Annotated in this window: 20 protein-coding genes, 1 tRNA gene and 1 pseudogene; 16 read left to right on the top strand and 6 right to left on the bottom strand. The window is 58.9% G+C overall.

All coding sequences use genetic code 11. The features are described from left to right. The first annotated feature begins 241 nt into the window (after positions 1–241). Together VMC84_RS07640 and pyrE are read left to right on the top strand one after the other, a co-directional pair. Positions 242–766, top strand: a complete 525-nt coding sequence (locus tag VMC84_RS07640; protein WP_349256758.1) for a CDP-2,3-bis-(O-geranylgeranyl)-sn-glycerol synthase — start codon at positions 242–244, stop codon at positions 764–766. Between the two features lie 5 nt (positions 767–771). Beyond that, positions 772–1299: an orotate phosphoribosyltransferase gene (gene pyrE, locus VMC84_RS07635; protein ID WP_325379385.1), complete on the top strand. Its 528-nt coding sequence runs from the start codon at positions 772–774 to the stop codon at positions 1297–1299. Between the two features lie 19 nt (positions 1300–1318). On the opposite strand, the gene VMC84_RS07630 is transcribed toward pyrE, so the two are convergent. Beyond that, a complete protein-coding gene (locus VMC84_RS07630) occupies positions 1319–4435 on the bottom strand; it encodes a TIR domain-containing protein (protein ID WP_325379384.1) in 3117 nt (1038 codons plus the stop codon). A gap of 139 nt (positions 4436–4574) precedes the next feature. Here VMC84_RS07630 and purD point away from each other — a divergent pair, with 139 nt between their 5' ends. Beyond that, positions 4575–5888: a phosphoribosylamine--glycine ligase gene (gene purD / locus VMC84_RS07625; protein WP_349256757.1), complete on the top strand. Its 1314-nt coding sequence runs from the start codon at positions 4575–4577 to the stop codon at positions 5886–5888. 3 nt (positions 5889–5891) lie between these two features. Here the strand turns inward: purD and VMC84_RS07620 are convergent, their stop codons facing one another. Together VMC84_RS07620 and VMC84_RS07615 are read right to left on the bottom strand one after the other, a co-directional pair. Then, complete coding sequence (locus VMC84_RS07620; protein ID WP_325379382.1) at positions 5892–7247, bottom strand: FAD-dependent oxidoreductase; 1356 nt, start codon at positions 7245–7247, stop codon at positions 5892–5894. Beyond that, on the bottom strand, positions 7244–7543 hold the full coding sequence (locus VMC84_RS07615) for a hypothetical protein (RefSeq protein WP_325379381.1): 300 nt from the start codon (positions 7541–7543) through the stop codon (positions 7244–7246). Before VMC84_RS07615 ends, VMC84_RS07620 begins: the two co-directional genes overlap by 4 nt. A 132-nt stretch (positions 7544–7675) precedes the next feature. On the opposite strand from VMC84_RS07615, the gene aroA reads away from it, so the two are divergent. Genes aroA through VMC84_RS07600 form a run of 3 tightly spaced genes read left to right on the top strand, consistent with a single transcriptional unit; the run spans position 7676 to position 11278 of the window. Then, complete coding sequence (gene aroA / locus VMC84_RS07610; RefSeq protein ID WP_325379380.1) at positions 7676–8941, top strand: 3-phosphoshikimate 1-carboxyvinyltransferase; 1266 nt, start codon at positions 7676–7678, stop codon at positions 8939–8941. Further along, entirely contained in the window at positions 8938–10020 is a 1083-nt protein-coding gene (gene aroC / locus VMC84_RS07605) for a chorismate synthase (protein ID WP_325379379.1), read from the top strand. The genes aroA and aroC overlap by 4 nt, the downstream gene beginning before the upstream one ends. Before the next feature lie 46 nt (positions 10021–10066). After that, the gene (locus tag VMC84_RS07600; protein WP_325379378.1) at positions 10067–11278 is read left to right on the top strand and encodes a hypothetical protein; all 1212 of its coding nucleotides are present in this window, start codon (positions 10067–10069) and stop codon (positions 11276–11278) included. A 2-nt stretch (positions 11279–11280) separates the two neighbouring features. Here the strand turns inward: VMC84_RS07600 and VMC84_RS07595 are convergent, their stop codons facing one another. Continuing rightward, the gene (locus VMC84_RS07595) at positions 11281–11994 is read right to left on the bottom strand and encodes an HAD family phosphatase (RefSeq protein ID WP_325379377.1); all 714 of its coding nucleotides are present in this window, start codon (positions 11992–11994) and stop codon (positions 11281–11283) included. A 138-nt stretch (positions 11995–12132) separates the two neighbouring features. Between VMC84_RS07595 and ilvD the strand changes: the two genes are divergently transcribed. Further along, positions 12133–13779 carry a dihydroxy-acid dehydratase gene (gene ilvD, locus VMC84_RS07590; protein WP_325379376.1) on the top strand — a complete coding sequence of 549 codons (1647 nt, stop codon included), beginning with the start codon at positions 12133–12135 and terminating at the stop codon, positions 13777–13779. On the opposite strand, the gene VMC84_RS07585 is transcribed toward ilvD, so the two are convergent. Further along, positions 13768–14151, bottom strand: coding sequence for a response regulator transcription factor (locus VMC84_RS07585; protein ID WP_325379375.1), 384 nt, complete (start codon positions 14149–14151; stop codon positions 13768–13770). The two genes, ilvD and VMC84_RS07585, sit on opposite strands and share 12 nt — an antisense overlap. 181 nt (positions 14152–14332) lie before the next feature. Continuing rightward, the gene (locus VMC84_RS07580) at positions 14333–14968 is read right to left on the bottom strand and encodes a MarC family protein (RefSeq protein ID WP_325379374.1); all 636 of its coding nucleotides are present in this window, start codon (positions 14966–14968) and stop codon (positions 14333–14335) included. A gap of 165 nt (positions 14969–15133) precedes the next feature. Between VMC84_RS07580 and VMC84_RS07575 the strand changes: the two genes are divergently transcribed. From VMC84_RS07575 to porA, 9 genes and pseudogenes are all read left to right on the top strand, one after another. Next, the gene (locus VMC84_RS07575; protein WP_325379373.1) at positions 15134–15550 is read left to right on the top strand and encodes a DUF2111 domain-containing protein; all 417 of its coding nucleotides are present in this window, start codon (positions 15134–15136) and stop codon (positions 15548–15550) included. 8 nt (positions 15551–15558) lie between these two features. Beyond that, on the top strand, positions 15559–15933 hold the full coding sequence (locus VMC84_RS07570; RefSeq protein ID WP_325379372.1) for a DUF2111 domain-containing protein: 375 nt from the start codon (positions 15559–15561) through the stop codon (positions 15931–15933). Positions 15934–15970: 37 nt separating this feature from the next. Then, positions 15971–16234, top strand: a complete 264-nt coding sequence (locus tag VMC84_RS07565) for a ubiquitin-like small modifier protein 1 (protein WP_325379371.1) — start codon at positions 15971–15973, stop codon at positions 16232–16234. A 332-nt stretch (positions 16235–16566) separates the two neighbouring features. Then, positions 16567–17259, top strand: a complete 693-nt coding sequence (gene rpiA, locus VMC84_RS07560; protein ID WP_325379370.1) for a ribose-5-phosphate isomerase RpiA — start codon at positions 16567–16569, stop codon at positions 17257–17259. Between the two features lie 63 nt (positions 17260–17322). Further along, a tRNA-Met gene (locus VMC84_RS07555) sits at positions 17323–17427 on the top strand. A gap of 190 nt (positions 17428–17617) precedes the next feature. Further along, the gene (locus VMC84_RS07550; protein ID WP_349256756.1) at positions 17618–18982 is read left to right on the top strand and encodes an amino acid permease; all 1365 of its coding nucleotides are present in this window, start codon (positions 17618–17620) and stop codon (positions 18980–18982) included. A 450-nt stretch (positions 18983–19432) separates the two neighbouring features. Continuing rightward, positions 19433–19972, top strand: a complete 540-nt coding sequence (locus tag VMC84_RS07545; RefSeq protein WP_325379368.1) for a pyruvate ferredoxin oxidoreductase subunit gamma — start codon at positions 19433–19435, stop codon at positions 19970–19972. A gap of 4 nt (positions 19973–19976) precedes the next feature. Continuing rightward, the gene (locus VMC84_RS07540; RefSeq protein ID WP_325379367.1) at positions 19977–20261 is read left to right on the top strand and encodes a 4Fe-4S binding protein; all 285 of its coding nucleotides are present in this window, start codon (positions 19977–19979) and stop codon (positions 20259–20261) included. Further along, positions 20261–20877: pseudogene (porA, locus tag VMC84_RS07535) on the top strand (pyruvate ferredoxin oxidoreductase); the annotation flags it as partial. The gene VMC84_RS07540 and the pseudogene porA, both read left to right, overlap by 1 nt.

Genomic DNA, 20877 nt, shown 5'->3' with positions numbered 1-20877 from the left:
AGACCCCCTGCTTAATAATATTATCAGGAAACCGTGTCGCCGTGGTGTCGCCGTGCCGATCATAAAAAAGCGCCGTGTTCGCCGTGTCGCCGTGGTGAATAATAAGCCGTGCCCTCCGTGGTGCCTCCGTGCCGCCGTGGTGATACCACAAAAACCTTGATATAGAAAGATAAGCCATTTCTTGTAGAAACCCGTCCCGAGGCGAAAAATGATCGAACTCATAATAATGGCCCTATGGCTCATGATGCCGGCGTACATCGCAAACCCGGCGGCTGCTCTCCTCGGGGGCGGGAAGCCCATCGACCAGGGCCGGAACTTTACGGATAATAAGCGCATCCTCGGAGACGGCAAGACCATCCGGGGCTTCATTTTAGGCTCACTCTGCGGGACCCTCGTGGGCCTGCTGCAGATCCTGATCGCCCCGTATATCGCGCCCTATCTGGCGTCCTATGTGAGCGCAGATATGCTCATGAATATCTCGTATGTGTCGCTGTTCACAATGCCCGTGGGCGCGTTATTGGGGGACATGGTGAAGAGCTTCTTCAAGCGCCGCCTCGGCTACCAGCAGGGCGCCATGATGCCCATCGCCGACCAGCTCGACTTCGTGGCGGGGGCGTGGGTGCTGACGCTGCTCCTGGACCCGTCGTGGTTCTTCTCTAGCTTCACGCTCGACATCATCGTTACGGTCCTCGTGATAACGCCCGTACTGCACCTTACGACCAACTTCATAGGCTTCAAGATCGGCAAAAAAAACGTGCCATGGTGATACTCGTGGATACTCGGCTGGTAGAAATGCTTAAGCGGACCGGTGCCGTGAGGTTCGGCGATTTTACCCTCTCTTCGGGCCGGAAGAGCAAGTATTACGTCGATAAGTACGTCTTTGAGACAAACCCGCTGTGCCTGGAGGCCATCGGGGAACGCATCGCCGGGATGATACCGCCGGGCACGCAGAAGCTCGCGGGCATCGAGATCGGCTCCATTCCGCTGGCGGCCATCGCCAGCGTGAAGAGCGGCATGCCGTTCGTCATCGTGCGTAAGGCACAGAAGGGATATGGCACCAACAAATTGATCGAAGGAGTCTACGAGAAGGGCGAGAAAGTCTTCGTCGTGGAGGACGTGGTCACCACGGCGAAGGGAGCGCTCGGAGCGATCCACACTTTAAGGGATGCCGGGCTTGTCGTCGATTCCGTGGTCTGTATCGTGGACCGGGAAGAGGGCGGGCGCGAGAACCTCGAAAAGGAAGGCATAAGCGTCCTTTCACTCGTCAAGGCGTGCGAACTGCTCGGCTATAAGCCCTGAGCCCGGAATAATAAAGGGATCATCCAGGGACTAGATCCTTTTCCCCTGCCACGATCTTCTGATTATCCAGGCACTTCCTGAGGTCGAGTTTCACGCCCATCTCGCGGCATATTCTCTCCTGTTCCATTAGCAAGGCCAGGGCGCCTCCGGGGTCGCCCATTTCCAGGAGCGTCATCGCCTCGAAGCCCAGGCATTCCTGCAGGCCATACCTATAGCCTATATCCCGGAAAGTGCGCTCGGCTTCTTTATGGAGGGCCAGGGCGCCGTCCAGGTCGCCCATCAGCCGCAGGATCTCAGCGCGGTGGCTCTGAGATACGGCCTGGTCCCGTCGGTGGCCGATCTCCCGGCAGATGCGCTCTTCCTCCAGGTGGAGCTCGAGCGCCCGCCTCAGGTCGCCCCGATCACGATAAATGTCTGCTTTGACGCCGTAACTATTCTGGAGGCCAAAGCGGTCGTTGAGCCTGTGGCTCATAGCTTCCTTTTCGTTAAATACTTTAATAGCGCCATCCTGGTCCCCCATCAGGTAGAGAATAACGCCCTGTTCCGCCAGGCTCTCGCCGAGGCTGAACATGTTACCCAGCTCGCGGGAAATCCTACCCTGCTCCTTCGCCAGGGCCATGGCCCTGTCCAGGTCGCCCCGCCAGCGGTAAATGATGGCCCTCGCGCCGATAATGGACTGGATCGCGTCCTTGTTGCCGATCCTCCGGGAAATGGCCTCGGCCTCCCCCAATAATTTCAAGGAGCCGTCCAGGTCTCCCCAGGCCCGTAAGATCAGGGCCTGGTCCACCAGCGAGGACTGGATGCCATCGATGTTCCCCGTTTCCCGGCAGATCCTCTCCCGCTCCTTGACCAGCGCCATCGTATCATTGAATTCACCCTTGACCCGGTGCACGAGGCCCTGAAGGCTGAGCGATTCCTGGAGGCCGTCCAGGTTGCCGGTCTCCCGGCATATTTTTTCCTGCTCCTTCAGCAATTTCATGGCCCGGTCAAAGTCATCCGTATAGTGCAATATACTGGCCTGGTATAGGAGCGAGAACTGGAGGCCCTCCAGGTTTCCGGTTTCCCGGCAGATCCTCTCCTGCTCCCGCAGGATTTCCATGGCTTCAGCGTATTCGCTCCTCACGATGCGGATCCAGGCCTCGTTCCCGAGGCACCGCTGTAATCCCACTTTATCGGCACGGTCGCGGTAGTACCGGACGAGGTACACCCACAGTTTCAGCGCCTCGTCCAGGTTGAAGGCCTTCATCAGGAGATTGGCCACGAAGAAGACGTCCTCCACGTCTACGGCCTCCGGCGAATCGATCACCGGCCGGTAGGTTTCCGCCATCCGCAGGCCGGACCGTTCCTCGATGAGCGTCCACTGCCGCAGGACATTGAAGCGGTCTTTCTCCCACATGGACCGGATAAACTTCAGGTTCCCCAGCGCTTCCCTTAGCTCCGGTATTTTTTCCGCCATGCACAGGTGGGTGGCCAGGTACATGACAAGGTACGGCGACCAGGATTCCGGCCCCCGGCGATAGAGCTTCCACCCGTAGTCTGCCAGGATGCGGTGGCCTTCAAGGGTGCTGATAAAATATGGGTCGCTCTTATCCTCGTTCGTCAGCCATTCCATTACGGACTTGTGGAAGGGCTGGATCATGCCCCGGTCGAACTGGAAGAGGGAGCCCAGGGACATGCGGAATTTCCGCTCGTCGTGGATGCTCCAGCCAAACATGGCCGTCAGGGTCCGCAGGCTTAACGGCTCCTGGAGGGCGGATAAGGCTTCCAGTCCAGGGCGGATCTTCACGTCCCACTCGCCGATATCGGGGAACTGGCGCTCAAAAAATTTAAGATATATTCCCCCCAGCCCCCGGGGGAATTCGCCCGGCTTCTCCAGCGAAAGGCGCCCGCCTGCCAGCTCGCGGACGATCCACTCGGCATAGAGGAATAAACCGCCGCTTTTCTCCAGGATGGCGTCGATGGTGGCCTCCGGCACCGGCCCCCCGGGCTTTGCCAGCTCCGCCGTGAGAAAACGGCGCAGGTCTTCGATGTTCCGGGTGTCCGAGATATCCAGTATATACGGGGAATAAGCCTGGAGTGTGCCGGTGATCTCGGGATCGGGCCGACTCGTGACGATGAGGTTGAGCCATTCGGGCGTCCTCTCGAACTCCGAGGCGATGAAGTCCGCCAGCTGATTCTTGCCACCGGCCGTGGCCTCATCCAGCGCGTCGATCAGGATCAAAACGCTCCTCTCGGGTTTCGGTATGACGGTCAGCGGCTGGACGATAAGCTGGTCGAAGAGCGTCCTGGCGTTGAGGTCGCCCAGGCCCTCCAGCTTGACCCGCTTTAGCCGTTCCGCGTATTCCGGCAGCTGAGTGCTGAGCTGGTAGGCGATGGACGTGACGCAGCGCCTGGGGTCGATCTTCTGGACGTTATCGTAGCGGCAGAAGTGAAAGGCCGCGATCTCCCGCCGGTTGGCGCAGAGCCAGGTGGAAATGGCGGTCTTGCCGACGCCGGGGCTGCCGGCGATCCAGAAGACCCGTGAGCCGTTTGTGGCCAGCCACCGGTCGATCTCCCGTATGACCCATTCCCGCCCCGTGAACCGGTCCAGGTTCTGGCGGATCTCGGCGTCGAACGACAGGGGATTTAACGCGACGAACAGCTGTGCCTGAAAGCCCTCGAAGTCGATGCGGTCCTTTTCCAGGGCGTCTGCAAGGATATGGAACTTGGCTTCATAGCGCTCCTGCCGCTCCTCCAGGGGCACGCAGTCCTGCATGTCCAGCCACTGGATCCGACAGATCGAAAGCGGCGGCTCGCACCAGACGAGCATGACGGGTATGATCTTTATGTTCTTCTGGACGGCCCGCGCCACCTCATTCAGGCAATAGCCGTCGGGTCGTCTCACCGAATAGGGCGTCATGAGCAGGATTATCCGGCCATTATCGCCTTCCGAGGCCCAGTCGATGCCCCCTTCGATGTTCTGTTCCCAGTCGGCACCGGCGGGGATGCGGTCCTCGTCGAACCACACCTCGTGGCCCCGCGCCTCGAGGTCTTTTTTGATCCTCTTCGCCAGGGAGGAGAGCTCGTCGTGGCCGTAGCTGATAAAGACGCGTTTTCTCTCAGGAGAATTCGCCACATCGCACGGACCCACGCTCATGACTCCCCGTTTATCATATGGCGGCCCGATGATAAATCGTTTGTTGCCAGAGCTCTCAATAAGCTTATTAACCATACCCCACAATTAAAATTATAAACCGGGGCCGCATTGAGACGCGCAGCCCCGTGGGTTGATGCGAATGAAGGTCCTGGTAGTCGGTTCGGGCGGCAGGGAGAACGCCATCGTGGATGCGCTCTCGCGAAGCGCGTATAAGCCCAAGATTTTTGCTGCAATGGGTAACCTGAACCCGGGGATCAGGCGGAAAGCGGCAGATCATCTTTTTACCAAGGAGATCGACGTGGCCGCCATCGTCCAGTACGCCGAGGAAAAAGGCGTCGACTTCGCGGTCGTCGGGCCGGAGGCCCCGCTGGCCGCGGGCCTCGTGGACGCCCTTTACGACAAGGGCATACCTGCCGCCAGCCCGCTGCGCGACGCGGCCCGCCTGGAGTTCGATAAGGCCTGGACGCGGACCTTCATGGCCCGGAACGGCATAAAGGGCGTGCCCCGCTTCAAGGCTTACGACGATGCGGGCGACGCCTACCGCTATTTAGAGGAGTTCCCGGACAGCGTCATCAAGCCCGCGGGCCTCACGGGCGGTAAGGGCGTCAAGGTGATGGGCGAGCACCTGAAAACGCTTCAGGAAGGGAAGGCTTACATTGAGGAAGTCTTGAAGAGCGGCAAAGTCGTAATCGAGGACCGGCTGGAGGGCGAAGAGGTCACCATCCAGGCGTTCGTCGACGGCAAGAACGTCGCGCCGATGCCCACGGTCCAGGACCATAAGCGGGCCTACGAGGACGATAAAGGCCCCAACACCGGCGGCATGGGCTCCTATACGGACCACACCGAGCTGCTGCCCTTCATGTTCATGGAGGACTACGACGAAGGCGTAGAGATCATGAAAGCGACCATCGAAGCCTTGAAAAAGGAGATGGGCATCGTCTACAAGGGTGCGCTCTATGGCCAGTTCATGATCACCGCCGATGGCATGAAGGTCATCGAGTACAACGCCCGCTTCGGCGACCCCGAGGCCATGAACGTATTGACTTTATTAAAGACCGACTTCGTGGATATATGCCAGGCCATGATCGACGGCTCGCTGGATAAGATGAATATCGAGTTCGAGCGAAGCGCTACCGTCTGCAAGTACGTGGTGCCGAAGGGATATCCGGACAACCCTCAGAAGGATTCGCCGCTGACGGTCACGGAGAAGCCGGAGTATAAGGTCTATTATGCGAGCGTGAACGAGCGGGATGGCAATGTGTACACGACGTCTTCCAGGTCGCTGGCCGTCGTGGGCGTCGCCGACACCATCGACGAGGCTGAAATGCTGGCGGAGATGGGCCTCTCGAACGTTAAGGGCGAATTCCACTGCCGTCACGACATCGGCAAAGAGACGCTCATCAGAAAAAGGATCGAGCACATGGACGCCATCCGGGGAAGGCGTCAGCCCTGACAATCACTTTTTAAGCTTTTTACACCGGAGCGAGAGCATTTCAGCCGTATACGTTATCGGGTCTATCATGGGCGATACGGGCGGGGCGTAGCAGGTCTCGACGGCGGCAAGCTCAGCCGGCGTCATCTTCTTGTGGATGGCCAGCGTGAGCTCGTTGATGCGCCCATGGACCCCCTCTTTTCCGATCAATTGGGCGCCGACGATGCGCTGCCCGTCGGCTATTAATTTAATGTCGAGATGTTTGCCTTCGGGATAATACCGGGCCCTGGTATTGCTTTTCGCCTTGAACGATACGGGCTTGATGCCAGCCATTTCGCATCCTCTCGTGGTCAGGCCGACAGAGCCGATCTGCAGGTCGCCGACGATAGTGATCGCCGGGCAGAGGACCTGGCCATAGGGCACGCCGATGCCCATGAGCTCGTCCGCTAAGAATCCAGCCTGCCGGTTGGCGACCGTGCCGATGGCACAGACGACCTTTCTGTTGGTGATGGCGTTGACCTCCTCGATGCAGTCGCCCGCCGCATAAACGTCCTCTAAGGCCCTGCCGTTCTTTTTGACATGGAAGTGCTCGTCCACGTCGATGCCGCCCGCGGGTCCTATGTCGATGCCCGCCTTCTTCGCCAGCTCCACATTCGGCTTCACACCTGCGGACAGGAGCACCATGTCGGCATGGATGGTTTCGCCGCCGACGCTGACGGACTCGACCTTATCCTCGCCGTTGATGGAGTCGACGCCCTTGCCCGTGATGAGCACGGCGCCCTTCTCCTTCAGGTGGTCCTCTAGCATCTTGGTCATGTCGGGGTCAAGGGCCGATGGCATGAGCTGCTGCATCCGCTCCACGATGGTGACGTCGATGAACCTGTCCAGGAACGCCGGGGCCGTTTCCAGGCCGATCGGGCCGCCGCCGATGATGACGACGCTCTCCACATTATCCATCGCTTCCGCCAGTTTTCGCCCATCATCCAGGTTTAACAATCGGTAAACGCCTTTCAGGCCGACGCCCGGCACGGGCGGAACGAAGGGTACCGAGCCGGTGGCGATGACCAGCTTGCCATACTCCATAGTCTCGCCGCCCTCGATGGTCACCGTCTTAGCATCCAGGTCGATGCCCGTAACGGCGGTGCTCGTCCGCACGTCCAGTCCCAGGTCTTTGAAGACCTCCGGCGTATACAACACAAGCTTATCGAAGCCCTCTATTTTTTTATCCAGGACAAAGGGCATCCCGCACTGGCTGTAGGCTACGACGGGGTCTTTTGAGAAAAGGGTAATTGGGATGTCGGGGCGCTTACGGGCAATGGTAAAAGCGGCCGTGAGGCCGGCGCCGCCGGCGCCGATGAAAACAATGCGGTCCGAGGTCATATCTCGCCGCTGAGCGTCTTGATCTCTTCCACTTTCTTTTCCAGCGAGTCGATACGGCCGCTTAGCGTCTGCACGAACTGTTTCGTCTTTTCGGTGGTGACCGCCCCGTGCATGGACGGCCCGATGAGGCCCTCGTGCTCCAGGACACGCAGCGAATAGCGCACCTTATGCTTGGGCAGGCCCGTGGTTTCCGCGAGCTTCATGATGCCGATCGGCTCCTCGCGTATAACTTCTTTTAAGATCAGTAAATGCCGTTCGAGCATTTCGAGCTCCAGTTCGATCTTGCTGATGAGCATTAAGCACCCTTCTGTTGGCAACCTTTCAATTATGTTAATGCTTTCTCCCTATTAAGGCTTTGCCGGGCGCCTTGATTTTATCCCGACCAGATTATTTTTTATACGCCTGCGTATATTATTGCACATTGTATTATGATAGCGAAGGTCAAGAAGTCCGAGGTCTGGGGCGAGGTCGAGGCGCCTCCGTCTAAAAGCTATACGCACAGGGCCGTCGTCATCGGCAGCCTGGGGCGCTATTCGAAGATCGAGAAGCCGCTGCTCTCGGCCGACACCCTGGCCACCGTGGGCGCGTGCAAGGCCATGGGCGCGGAAGTGTCCGTAACCGACGACTCCGTCGAGATCGCCGGCGTCATCGGAAAGCCAGGAGTCCCCGACGACGTCATAAACGCCGCCAACAGCGGCACCACGCTGAGGCTATGCCTGTCAATGGCCGCGCTGGCGGACGGCGCGACCGTCTTTACGGGTGACAGCTCCCTTCGCAGCCGGCCAAGCGGGCCGCTCATCAAGGCTCTCAACGACCTCGGCGCCATCTGTTTCTCCACCCGCCATAACGGCAGGGCGCCCATCGTCGTGCAGGGCCCCGTGAAGGGCGGCGAAATATCCATCGAAGGGGGCATCAGTTCCCAATTTATCTCATCATTGCTCATCTCCTGCCCATTCGCGAAGCGGGACACCACCATCAACATCAACGGCCAGCTAAAGTCAAAGCCCTACGTCGAGGTCACGCTGGAGATGATAGAGAAGGCGGGCGGCAAAGTGTCCACCGACTTTAAGGAGTTCCACATCGAGAGCGACCAGGAGTACGACCTCAAGTCGTACCGCGTTCCGGGCGATTTTTCTTCAGCGTCCTATATGCTCGCTGCCGGGGCGCTGGCCGGCAAGGTCACCGTCGCAAACCTGTTCGAGTCGAAGCAGGGCGACGCAGCCATCATGGAGTGCCTTCTGGACATGGGGGCGAACGTCTACTGGGATACTGAAAGGGGCACGGTCACGGTGGAGCAGGCCGAGCTGAAGGGCATCGACGTCGATGTCGGGGCGACGCCCGACCTGGTGCCCACGCTGGCCGTCCTGGCCGCCTGCGCGAAGGGCACGACGCATATCACGAACGCCGAACACGTCCGGTATAAGGAGACGGACCGGCTCCACGCGATGACGACCGAGCTGCAAAAGATGGGCGCCGACATCGTCGAAGAGCCCGACGGGCTCGTGATCAGCGGCGGCAGGCTTAAGGGCGCGAAGGTCGACGGCTACGATGATCATCGCATCGTCATGGCGCTGGCGGTCGCGGGCCTGATGGCTACCGGGACCACGTCCATTGCCACGGCCGAGTCGGTCGATATCTCTTATCCCGGCTTTTTCGGCGACCTCCGGCGCATCGGCGCGAAGGTGGAGACATGAACTCGTTCGGCCGGCGCCTCCGGCTCACCACGTTCGGCGAAAGCCATGGGCCCGCCGTCGGGGCGGTCGTGGACGGCTGCCCCTCAGGGCTTGCCCTCGATGCCAGAGACATTCAGGCGGAGATGGATAAGCGAAGGCCCGGGCAGAGCGCCGTCACATCGGGCCGCTCGGAGCCCGACCTTGTGGAGATCCTTTCGGGCGTGTTCGAGGGAAAGACGACGGGCATGCCCATCGCCATGATGGTCCGCAACGTCGACGCGGACTCGTCCGCATACCTGGAAATAAAAGACCTGCTCCGGCCGGGCCACGCGGACTACGGCTACCTGGCGAAGTACGGATTTAGAGATTATCGGGGAGGCGGGCGCTCCTCGGGCCGTGAGACTGCTGGCCGCGTCATGGGAGGCGCCGTCGCGAAAAAGCTGCTATCGCTCAAGGGCGTGCACGTTTACGCCCACACTACCTCGATATATGATGTACGGGCCGGCGAGGTCGCGCTGGAAGACGTCATAAAAAATACCTATACGAACCCTGTACGGTGCGCCGACCTTAGCGTCGAAAAAGAGATGGAGGAGGCCATCCGCATGGCAAAGGCCGAAGGCGACAGCGTCGGGGGCACGGTAGAGATTATCGCCATCGGAGTGCCGGCGGGGCTGGGCGAGCCAGTGTTCGGGAAGCTGGACGCCGACCTGGCGGGCGCCCTGATGAGCATCGGGGCCGTGAAGGGCGTCGAGGTCGGCCTCGGGTTCGGTGCTGCCTCGCTCAGGGGAAGCGAGATGAACGACGAGTTTTTAATTGATAATGGCATTAAGACGAGGACGAATCATGCCGGAGGCATTCTGGGAGGCATCAGCACGGGCATGCCGATCGTTTGTAAAGTCGCCGTCAAGCCGACGCCGTCGATATCGAAGCCCCAGCATACTGTGAACGTCGAAACAAAGGAAGACGCCGTCATCACTATCAGGGGGCGCCACGACCCCTCCATCGTGCCAAGGATCGTCCCTGTGGTCGAGGCCATGGCGGCGCTGGTGCTTGCCGACCACATGCTGCTTTCCGGTAAAATAGGCCCGCCTGCGCCGTGATATTTACGCCAAAGGCTGCTATACCTACGCATTTTACTTTTTATTGATGCTGCAGAGAATACCCGAGATGACCATGGGCCCGTGCCGCGACTTCGGGGAGCCCGGGCTGGAGGAGATCGCCCGCCTGCCCGTGCCGTCGGCGATGCCGGAGCACGTGAAGCGGTTGGCCGGCCAGCTCGCCCGTGAGGGTGCCATAGGCCAGGACGAGGCGCTTTACCTCGCCGAGCTGGTGGATAAGATGGCTGTGGCGCCCGGCTACGTGCGCTTCCTGGACGTGGATAAGAAGCGGGAGGAGGCCGTCCGGCTCTACGACCTGTCCCGCCGGCTCTCGCTATCCGCCCACCCGCTGCGGGACGACATGCTGCTGTCCATCGGCATCATCCTTTTCAACTTGTCGCCATCGGAAAGGCTCGTGGAGCTGCTATCGGCCATGAAGCCTTCGAAAGGCCCTCTTGCGTACGAGTTCCACTCGATAATGGCCTTAAACCTTTTACATATGGAGCGGCTGGACGAGGCCGGCTCTCACACGGAAGAGGCGCTGGAGGCGGCGCCCGACGCGGAGCAGCTCGCATACATGCGGATGCTCCAGGGCTGCATAGCCCTCCGGCGGGGAGACCCGGAGTCGGCGGTCCGGCTCATTGACGACTCGAGGCCCGGCAGGCGCCTGAGGACGCTGGCGTCGTTCTACTCGGGCATCGTGCGTTTTGAAAAGGAGGACTTCGAGGGCGCCATCCGGCACTTCGAGTCCGCCCGGCCCGGGGCCGACGACCCGCTGGACGTGATGGCCATCGGCTGTAACGTGGGCGCCTGTGCCGTGAACATCGGCGATATGGAAAAAGCTGAAAGCGAATTCCAGGAGGTCAGCCGGTCGGCCTGGAATAAGAGCGGGGCCCGGGAAGCTTATCGTAAACTGCTCGCGGACAGCTACATGGGCATCGTCTCGCGGGCGCACGGCAACTACCCGCAGGCAGAAATTTATTATAAGGAGGCGCTGAAGGCCTGCATCCGGCAGAAGAATAGCGTGGGGATCGCCAACCACGTTGGGAACATGGGCCTGCTATACCGCCATGCGGGCGACGGAGGAGGCGCCCTCCGGCTACTGAACTCGTGCCTGGTCTACTCGGAGCGGATGGGCTACTGGAACGGCATACGGTTCTCCTACGAGAACATTTACGGGACGCTCATGGAGGTCGGGCAGGCGTCCGAGGCCAGAAAGCTCCGGGAAATGTATACGTCCCGGTACCCCGGCCTAAGATAGCCTCACATGATGGCCCGGCCCGGCCGCATCTCGAAGCGCCGGGCAAAGCACTGCTCCAGCTCCGAGAAAGACGCGTCGACCTCGTCCGCCTCCTGCAGGCAGGACGGGTCCAGGGTCGAGGCTATGGCGATCACGTAGCCGACTTTTGCCGCCTTAGCGGATCTTATGCCCAGCGGGGCGTTCTCGACGGCCACGCAGTCCAGCGCCGGCATATTGAGCTTATCCATGGCGGACTTGTAGGGCTCGGGCCCGGGCTTACCGCTCGAGACGTCCTCGGCGCCTACGATGATGTCGAACTCGCCCTCCAGGCCGACTTTTTTCAGAACCGCGTCCACGGACTCCCGCCTGCTCCCGGTCACCAGAGCCAGTGCGATGCCATTGTTCCGGAGCATTCGGAGCGTCTCTTTCACGCAATCGTATGCCCGGCCATACTCCTTGACCAGCTCGCCGAAAAGCTTCGTCTTCTCGTCGACCACCCGCCCGATCTCGTCCACCGGCAGAGCCTTTCCTTTCGCGGTGGCGATCTCCTTCGCCATGGCCGTCGATGTCATGCCCTCCCGCAGGTAAATGTCCATCTTTTCCACGTTTATGCCCGCCCGGGCAAAGGCGCGCTTCCAGGACTCATAGTGAAGGGGCATGGTGTCCGTGATCACGCCGTCCATGTCGAAGAGGGCAGCCCTGTACAGGTAAATATCCACGGAGCATCTTTCGGCCATCAGCCTCATATTGGCCTTTCGGGTTTTTAAGGCTCGCGCAAAGTTTATCGGATGCCGCGACTTTTATATAGAAAACCTTACAGGTACGGCAATATATTTAACATAACATGCCAGATACGGGTTCAGTGAGACTATAGTATGAGGAGCGATACGGTAAAGAAAGGCATCGCCAGGACGCCCCACAGGGCGCTCCTGAAGGCGGTCGGCTTGACCGACAGGGATTTCGATAAGCCGTTCATCGGCGTGGCCAACGCCTGGAACGACATCGTCCCCGGCCACAAGCACCTGCGCGAGCTGGCGGAAAAAATAAAGCAGGGCATCCGGGAGGCCGGTGGCGTACCCTTCGAGTTCGGCGTGATCGGCATCTGCGACGGCATCGCCATGGGCCACGAGGGCATGTTCTACTCGCTCCCGTCCCGGGAGATCATCGCCGACTCCATCGAGCTCATGACCGAGTCGCACCGCCTGGACGGCATCGTAATGCTGGGCACCTGCGACAAGATCGTGCCGGGAATGCTCATGGCCGCCCTCCGCATCAACATACCCTGCGTGGTCGTAACGGGCGGGCCCATGGAGCCGGGCCGGCTCGACGGCAGGGACCTCACGCTCATCTCGTCTTTTGAGGGCATCGGCAGCTTCCAGGCCGGGAAGATGACTGAAGCGGAGCTCAAGCGCATCGAGGACGCCTGCTGCCCCGGCTGCGGCAGCTGCCAGGGCCTTTACACGGCGAACACCATGGCCTGCATGGCCGAGGCGCTGGGCCTGTCGCTCACGGGATGCGCCACCGCCCACGCGACCAGCGCCGCAAAATCGAGGATCGCTCTGGAGAGCGGCCGGCGCGTGGTCGAGCTTGTGAATAAGGGCATCAGGCCCCTTGACATCGTCTCCCGTGAGTCTTTTATCAACGCCATCCGGGTCGACCAGGCCATCGGCGGCTCTACGAATACGGTTTTACACCTCATGGCCATCGCCATCGAGGGGAACGTCACTCTAGAATTAAACGACTTCGACCGCATCAGCGGCGAGACCCCGCACATTTGCCATATGGGGCCGGCGGGGCCCTATTCCATGAAGGACCTGGACGAGGCGGGGGGCATTCCGGCCATCCTAAACCGCCTGGCGGGCATGCTCCATGATACGCCCACGGTTAACGGTACTTCGCTCCTGGCCATCGCCAGGGCCGCGAAGGCGCTCAACAGCGAGATCATCCGTCCGCTGGATTCGCCCGTGCATAAGACGGGGGGGATCACGGTCATGTACGGCAGCCTGGCGCCGGAGGGCGCAGTGGTCAAGAGCGGCGCCGTGAGCGAGAAAATGCTGAAGTTCACGGGGAAGGCGAGGGTCTTCGACTCCGAGGACGCCTGCAACGACGCCATCCAGGCCCGCCAGATCAGGCCGGGCGACGTGGTCGTCATCCGGTACGTCGGCCCCCGGGGAGGCCCCGGCATGCCGGAGATGCTCAGCCCCACGTCGGCCATCGCCGGAATGGGCCTGGCCGAGTCGGTCGCCCTGGTCACCGACGGCCGCTTTTCCGGAGGGACGAGGGGCCCCTGCATCGGCCATGTCACGCCCGAGGCCGCCGACGGCGGCATGATCGGCCTGCTCCGTGACGGCGACGTCATCGCCATCGACATACCGGGCAAGAGGATTGACGTGCGGCTTTCGCCGGAAGAGGCTGCGGCTAGAAAGAAGGGGTTCGAGCCTAAAAAGAAACAGTTAAAGGGCTATTTGGCCAGGTACGCGAGAAACGTCACGACCGCCTCGCTGGGCGGCCTAATCCGCTAAAGCGGACTGTATGCCCAGCTCCTGGGCGACATCTTCGATATTTTTTATGAGGTCCTTAAGGGATATGGGCTTCTTTAAAAAGCGCTTTGCGCCCGCTTCCTTCGCCTCTTTCTCCACGGCCTCGTCGGCGGAGACGAAGATGATGCCCGTATTCGGAAACTCGGACAGTATCTCCCTCGTCGCCTCGATGCCGTTCTTCGTGGGCATGCGGTGGTCCATGATGATGATATCGGCCGGGCCGGCGAGGTTTTTCTCCACGGCGTCGGTGCCGTCGTTGGCGATAAAGGCGACGTCGTATCCGCGGGAGGCCAGGGCTAGCTTATACAGGCGTTGCAGATCCGGCTCATCGTCTACGATAGCGACCTTTAGCAATGATGCCCCCTCTCCTGTGTCAATATGATTATTGCCTTCTAGATGGGAATGCCAATATAAATATTCTACCTCTTTGAGCAAATATACAGGTAACTATTAAACATTCCATCCAATAGTCTAATCTTGTCGCCCTATTATTTTTATTATAGGATATTTAAATTATTTGCTCTACACGCCAGACCTAGACTCCCAAGGCCGGGAAAGCGTGAAGCACGCCATTGACGATCATTTCCACGGCGATGGTGGCGAGCACGATACCCATGATCTTCGTGAGCACCCTGGCACCGTCCTTTTTTATGGCACTATACACCCAGTCACAGTTTATTAGAATGAGTAGCGTGGCGCCCATGGCAAGCAGTATGGCGAGCAGGATGGAACCTTTTAATACGGGCGTATCAGCCTCGTTCATGAGGATCATGACCGTTGTCATGGCGCCTGGCCCGGCCAGCAGCGGCGTAGCCATGGGGGTCACGGCCACGGATTCCCTCTCCTCGTCGGGCTCGATCCGTGATGCGGGGCTGCGCCCCATGAGCATGTCGAAGGCGATAGCCAGTAGAAGTAAGCCGCCCGCGATCCGCAGCGAGTCTATGGTCACGTTAAGGAAGTCGAATAAGACCTTGCCTATCAAGGCGAAGACGAGAAGTATCGCCGTGGCGATGACCACTGACTTGACTATGGCGTTCCGGCGCTCGACGGGCGTGAACTTCTGGGTAAGCGAGATGAAGATAGGCACGTTGCCGAAAGGGTTGACAATGACGAATACTCCGACGAGCGCGTGAATGAAAAGTGTGCTGCTGAACGCTATGTCCGGTGCCATCGATAGCAGAACGATTAGTTACTATTAAAGTTTTTCCGTCGCCTCGCATCACGATGTTTTCATCTATGACATTTATTGTCATGCTTAATTATGACCTTTTAAATATATTAAAGCCAGTTAGTTTCGTTCAATCGTATTTATTTTTATGTAAATACATTAATATTTATGATGATGCCCATAATTTCGTCGGATTCATCCATCGAGGACCTGGCATTGTTCGCCCTCTCGGTGCATAACATGATCGGCAGGATGCCCGTCGCGGTCAAGACCAGGAACTCCACCGGCGTGCTCATCGACGGTGGCGAGTTCATCATCGCGGCGAGGGAATGCATGCACCTTGAATCGATGTTCTCGGGCGACGAGATACGCCAGATCTACCTTAACGAGGGGAAGCACATGGGCGCCAACATGTTCGCCTCGGCAATCCTGAACACCGTAGGCCAGCGTATCGCGGCCATCGGAATCATCGACACGCTGGGCATACTGTCCCTGGAGCTGTTCATCGCCGACCAAGAGCGGGTCGAGCGACAGGTGGGCGGCTGGGAGCCCGTAGATAAACGTTTTATTTTACGGCGACAGTAACTCTAATTATGCAGCGCATCTGTATCACGGAAGATTCATCCGCCGACGACCTCGCCGAGGTCGCCCTCAGCGTCCACCGCCTGTTCGGCCTCCCGGTCACCGCACGCAGCAAGAATAAGCCCGGCGTCAGAGTCGAGGACGACAAGGTCGTATCGAAGAGCTATACCGGCCCGGTGCTGGAACGGGCCATGGCCGAGAATAAGACGATCAGAGTGCAGCCCGCTTCAGGCGTCTACAGGGGGATTCCCGTCATCGTCACCCCCATCCAGTCGGGCGGTAAAGCCGTGGCCGCCATCGGAGTCGTGGACGTCACCGGCTCCCTGGATCTGAAGGCGCTCATGGACCAGTATGCCAGCCTCCAAAAACAGGTCGGGGACCGCTGATAAAATTTATATCCTGACGCTGCCTTTGGGTAAAATCATGAAGATAAGCGTGAGACTGTTCGCGAACTTTCGCGAGGCGGTGGGAAAGAAGGACGTGTCTCTATCGATGAACGGCGATAACGTGATGGCAGCAGTGCTCGCCTTGATATCTCTCTATCCGTCCCTGGGCCCGCTCATGCTCCACGAGGGCGGCCTTAAGCCTTACGTCAACGTTCTCGTCAACGGCAGGAAGGCCGAGCCCGCGGATAAGTTAAAAGACGGCGATGAGCTCGCAATCTTCCCGCCAGTCTCCGGCGGGTAACCACCGGTGCACAGTGGGCTCACCACAGAGGCCACAGAGGATTCTGTTTTCACCACAGTGGTCCACAGTGGCCACAGAGGATTTTTATATGCTGAAGGGGACTTCGCTTCGCTTCGCCCCTCGCAGACCCCGCCCGTTGTTCGGGCTCAGTCTACCTCTGTGATGCCTCTGATAATATTAAAAAGACCACTGTGGCCTCTGTGGACCACTATGGTGAATAAAATAGAATCCTCTGTGGCCACTGTGAACCGCTGTGGTGAAAATAAAAGCCATCGTGACCATTGTGGTGAAACCGCAAGGTTTTTTCATTTATCCGGCGATTATGTTCTCGTATGAAGGACCATTCGGGCAGCGACCTGGCGAGAAAGAACGCGGCCGTGAAGGCGTGCGAGCTGGTGGAGGATGGGATGGCGGTGGGCCTGGGGACGGGCTCTACCACGGCCTACGCGATACGAGAGCTGGGCCGGAGGGTCGAAGAGGGCCTGGACATCGTGGGCGTGCCCACGTCGTACGCGGCCGAGGCGCTGGCCATCGAGTGCGGCATTCCACTTTCGACGCTCGCCGAGTGCCCCGGGCTGGACGTCGACATCGACGGCGCCGACCAGGTGGATTCTGCTTTGAACGTCATCAAGGGCGGCGGAGCGGCCCATACGAGAGAGAAGGTCGTCTCCTGCTCTTCGAAAATGTTCGCCGTTGTCATCGACGGCAATAAGCTGAAGGACGTGCTCAGCCGGAGCGTGCCCGTTGAAGTTTTACCGTACGCCCGCAGGCTCGTGGAGAAGAAGATCGAGGCCCTGGGCGGCAAGTGCACGATAAGGACGGGATCTGGCAAGGACGGCCCGGTCATTTCGGATAACGGCAACTTCATCATGGACTGCGACTTCGGCCCCATCAACAAGCCGGCCCTGCTCGCCGAGAAGCTCTCGCAGATACCCGGCCTGGTGGAGCACGGGATTTTTACCAACGCCGACGTAGTCTATATCGGCTACGAGGACCGTGTCGAGCGCCTCGAAAGGAAAAAGTAGCCGCATGCGGAAACCGTAAAAGTTATATCATTTGATATACTCATTAGCATGCCAAATCGTGATGTCGGAGTGGCCTAGTCTGGTTAGGGCGTCGGACTCATAGGGTATTATAACAATGCCATAACCTGAGACATCCGGAGGTCGGGGGTTCGGATCCCCCCTCCGACACTACTTATCATAAATAGTTTTAATCGTTCGTTTTCCTGTGGATGTCGCCTGATTTCTTTATCTATCAGGATAGTTTGACGAATATATGATAAGCTAAATATAGCAAATGGAAAAAACCACTAATTAGGTTGCCTTGTTACCCTTCATCGCAGAGCTCTTCAGGACTAAAAGCGTCGACCAGCTTAAGGAAATGGCAGATAAGAAGGGCTTAAAGAAGACCCTGAATACGCTGGACATTATGCTCATGGGCATCGGCGCCATCATCGGCGCCGGCATCTTCGTCCTGACCGGCGTAGCTGCGGCAAATTATGCCGGGCCGGGCATCGTTCTTTCTTTTATCATCAGCGCTATTGCCTGCGTACTGGTCGCCCTCATCTACTCGGAACTGGCCTCCATGGTCCCCGTGGCGGGGAGCACGTATACGTATACCTATGCCGCGCTGGGCGAGATCGTCGCCTGGGTCGTGGGATGGGACCTCATCCTGGAATACTTTTTCTCCGTCTGCATGGTCTCCTCGGGCTGGTCAGGGTACATGGTGAGCATCCTCAATTCAGGGGGCATCAACATTCCCCAGTACCTGATATCGTCGCCGGAAACGGGGGGCCTGGTCAACCTGCCGGCGATGTTCATACCCCTTCTTATCGGGTTTTTACTGATACGGGGCACGAAGGAGAGCGCGACCGTAAACCGGATCATAGTCTTCGTAAAGCTGGCCGTCATCTTCATCTTCATCATCCTTGCCGCGCCAAAGGTAAATCCCGCCAACTGGACGCCGTTCCTGCCGTACGGGTTCCAGGGCGTGATGGCGGGCGCGGCCATCATTTTTACGGCCTTCTTAGGGTTCGACGCCATGTCGACTACGGCCGAGGAAAGCAATAACCCGGGCAGGTCCCTGCCCGTCGGCATCATCGGCTCGCTATTGATCTGTACCGTTCTATATGTGGCCGTGTCCGGCCTGCTCACCGGCCTGGTGCCCTATGATCAATTAAACGTCTCGGACCCGGTCGCCTACGCGCTATCGGCGGTCGGCTACCGTCTCGGCTCGGCCATCATAGCCGTCGGCGCGATCGCGGGGATCACCACGGTTTTGCTCGTCATGATGTACGGCCAGACCAGGATAGTGTTCGCCATGTCCCGGGACGGTTTCCTGCCCGACTGGGTCAGCAAGCTCCACCCGAAGTATGGCACGCCCTATATGGTCACGCTCGTATCGGCGTGCATGGCTGCGATAGTGGCCGGGCTGGTGCCGATACAGATTTTAGCGGAGCTGGTCAATATCGGCACGCTCTTTGCCTTCATCCTCTCGGCCATCGGCGTCTTAGTCCTGCGCTATAAGCTGCCGGACCTGCCCAGGCCCTTCAGGGCCCCCGCCATACATATCGTGGCGCCGCTCGCCGTCATCATGTGCGCCATCCTCATGCTCATGCTGCCCCAGGCCACCTGGATACGGTTCCTGCTCTGGTTCTGCTTCGGGCTCATCATCTATTTTGGCTATGGCTATCGCCACAGCCGGCTAAGCATGGAAAAGGCCGTAGAACTCGTGAGCAAGAAATAGTATTGCGAGCATATTTTAAGCTTGGGGGTCTCACGAAGCCGCACGGAGCGCTCTTGTCCAGCGAAGCGAAGCGGAGTCCCCTATAGTCTTAATAAAAAAAGATGGGTGCCTGACCATCGTTCGTCTGCCAGACTGCCTGACCATCGAGTGTCAGGTAGCAACAGGTAGTAAAGTTCATATTAATTCCATCGTCAAATGACGAATACAGGCACCAATAATACACTCATGGTCATATTACGCCCGTGTTCGCTTTTTTACTTGAAAAAAACAAAACGTCAAGCTCATTATAGCCTATTATTTTTTTATACTTTTATGATAGAGTTGTCCAAAAAGCAGCTGAAATTAATTAACAGTTGTCGATAATCTCACAAGGCTTATTTAGGCGTAGAGATATTGTACATGTAAAATCATTAAGAACTTTCATATCTAGCTACATACGGAGGACGGAAGTTGAAAGAGATTCGAATACACGGGCGCGGCGGTCAGGGATCCGTCACTGCGGCCGAGCTCATAGCGGTCGCCGCCTTCGAGGACGGCAAATGGAGCCAGGCCTTCCCCTACTTCGGAACGGAAAGGCGAGGCGCCCCCGTGACGGCGTTCGCGCGGATATCCGACAAGAAAATACGGGTGAGAAGCCAGATCTACGAGCCGGACTACGTCATCGTGCAGGACCCTTCTTTATTGCCGGGCGTCGACGTGGCCAGTGGCATGAAGAAAGACGGGCTCGTTATAATTAACACTGAGAAGGCGCCGGAGGAGCTAAAGCTGAGCACCCCGGCGAAGGTCAAGACCATCGACGCCACCACGCTCGCCATCAGCATAATAGGCAAGCCCATCGTGAATACGGCGCTGCTAGGCGCTTTCGCGGGCGCCACGGGCCAGATCCGGCTGGAGTCGGTCAACAAGGCCGTCAAGGACCGCTTCCCGGGAAAGATCGGGGAAAAGAACGTCGAGGCCGTGAAAAAGGCCTACGAGCTCATGAGCAGGTGAGGTCATGGTCAAGAGAGATCGATTAACGGTCGGCCTGGTGGGCAAGCCGGGCGGTACTTTGAATTATCACACGGGCGGCTGGAGGACCTTCCGGGCCGTCATCGACCACGAGAAGTGCATCGGCTGTAAGCGCTGTGCAGACTCGTGCCCGGACGGGGCGCCATACGAGTGCGCCCACGACGGCAAGAAAAAGAAATTCTGTGTGGATTACGATTACTGTAAGGGCTGCGGCGTCTGCGCGTTCGAGTGCCCCGTGGATGCAATTAACATGGAAAAGGAGGAAAAGTAATGGCCGGAAAAATGGCAGTCATCGAAGGCTCCATGGCGGTGGCGGAGGCGGCGAAGGCCTGCCGGCCAGCCGTGGTGTCCGCTTACCCGATCACCCCCCAGACGCACATCGTGGAGGACATCTCCCAGATGATCGCCGACGGGGACCTGCAGAATTGCGAGTACGTGAGGACCGAGAGCGAGTTCTCGGCCGCTTCCATGATCCAGGGGGCCGAGGCCGCCGGGGCGCGCTCGTTCAGCGCCACGTCGAGCCAGGGCGCCGTACTGATGTACGAGGTATTGTTTGCGATTGCCGGCTTACGCCTGCCCTGCGTCATCGCCATGGCCAACCGCGCCGTATCGGCGCCGCTGTCGATCTGGAACGACCACCAGGACGCCATATCGGCGAGGGATAACGGCTGGATCCAGCTCTGGGCCGAAGATAGCCAGGAGGCCGCGGACATGATCGTCCAGGCCTACAAGATCGGCGAGGACCACCGGGTGCTCCTGCCCGTCATGGTCAACCTGGACGGTTTCCTCATCACCCATACGTACGAGCCCGTAGAGCTATTGGACCAGAAGATGGTGGACGAGTTCCTTCCGCCCTATAAGCCGCTGTACGCCCTCGACCCGAAGAA

Origin of the sequence: Methanocella sp. (genome assembly GCF_035506375.1) — an archaeon.
Classification (GTDB): Archaea; Halobacteriota; Methanocellia; order Methanocellales; family Methanocellaceae; genus Methanocella.
This window is presented reverse-complemented; position numbering and strand designations above follow the sequence as displayed.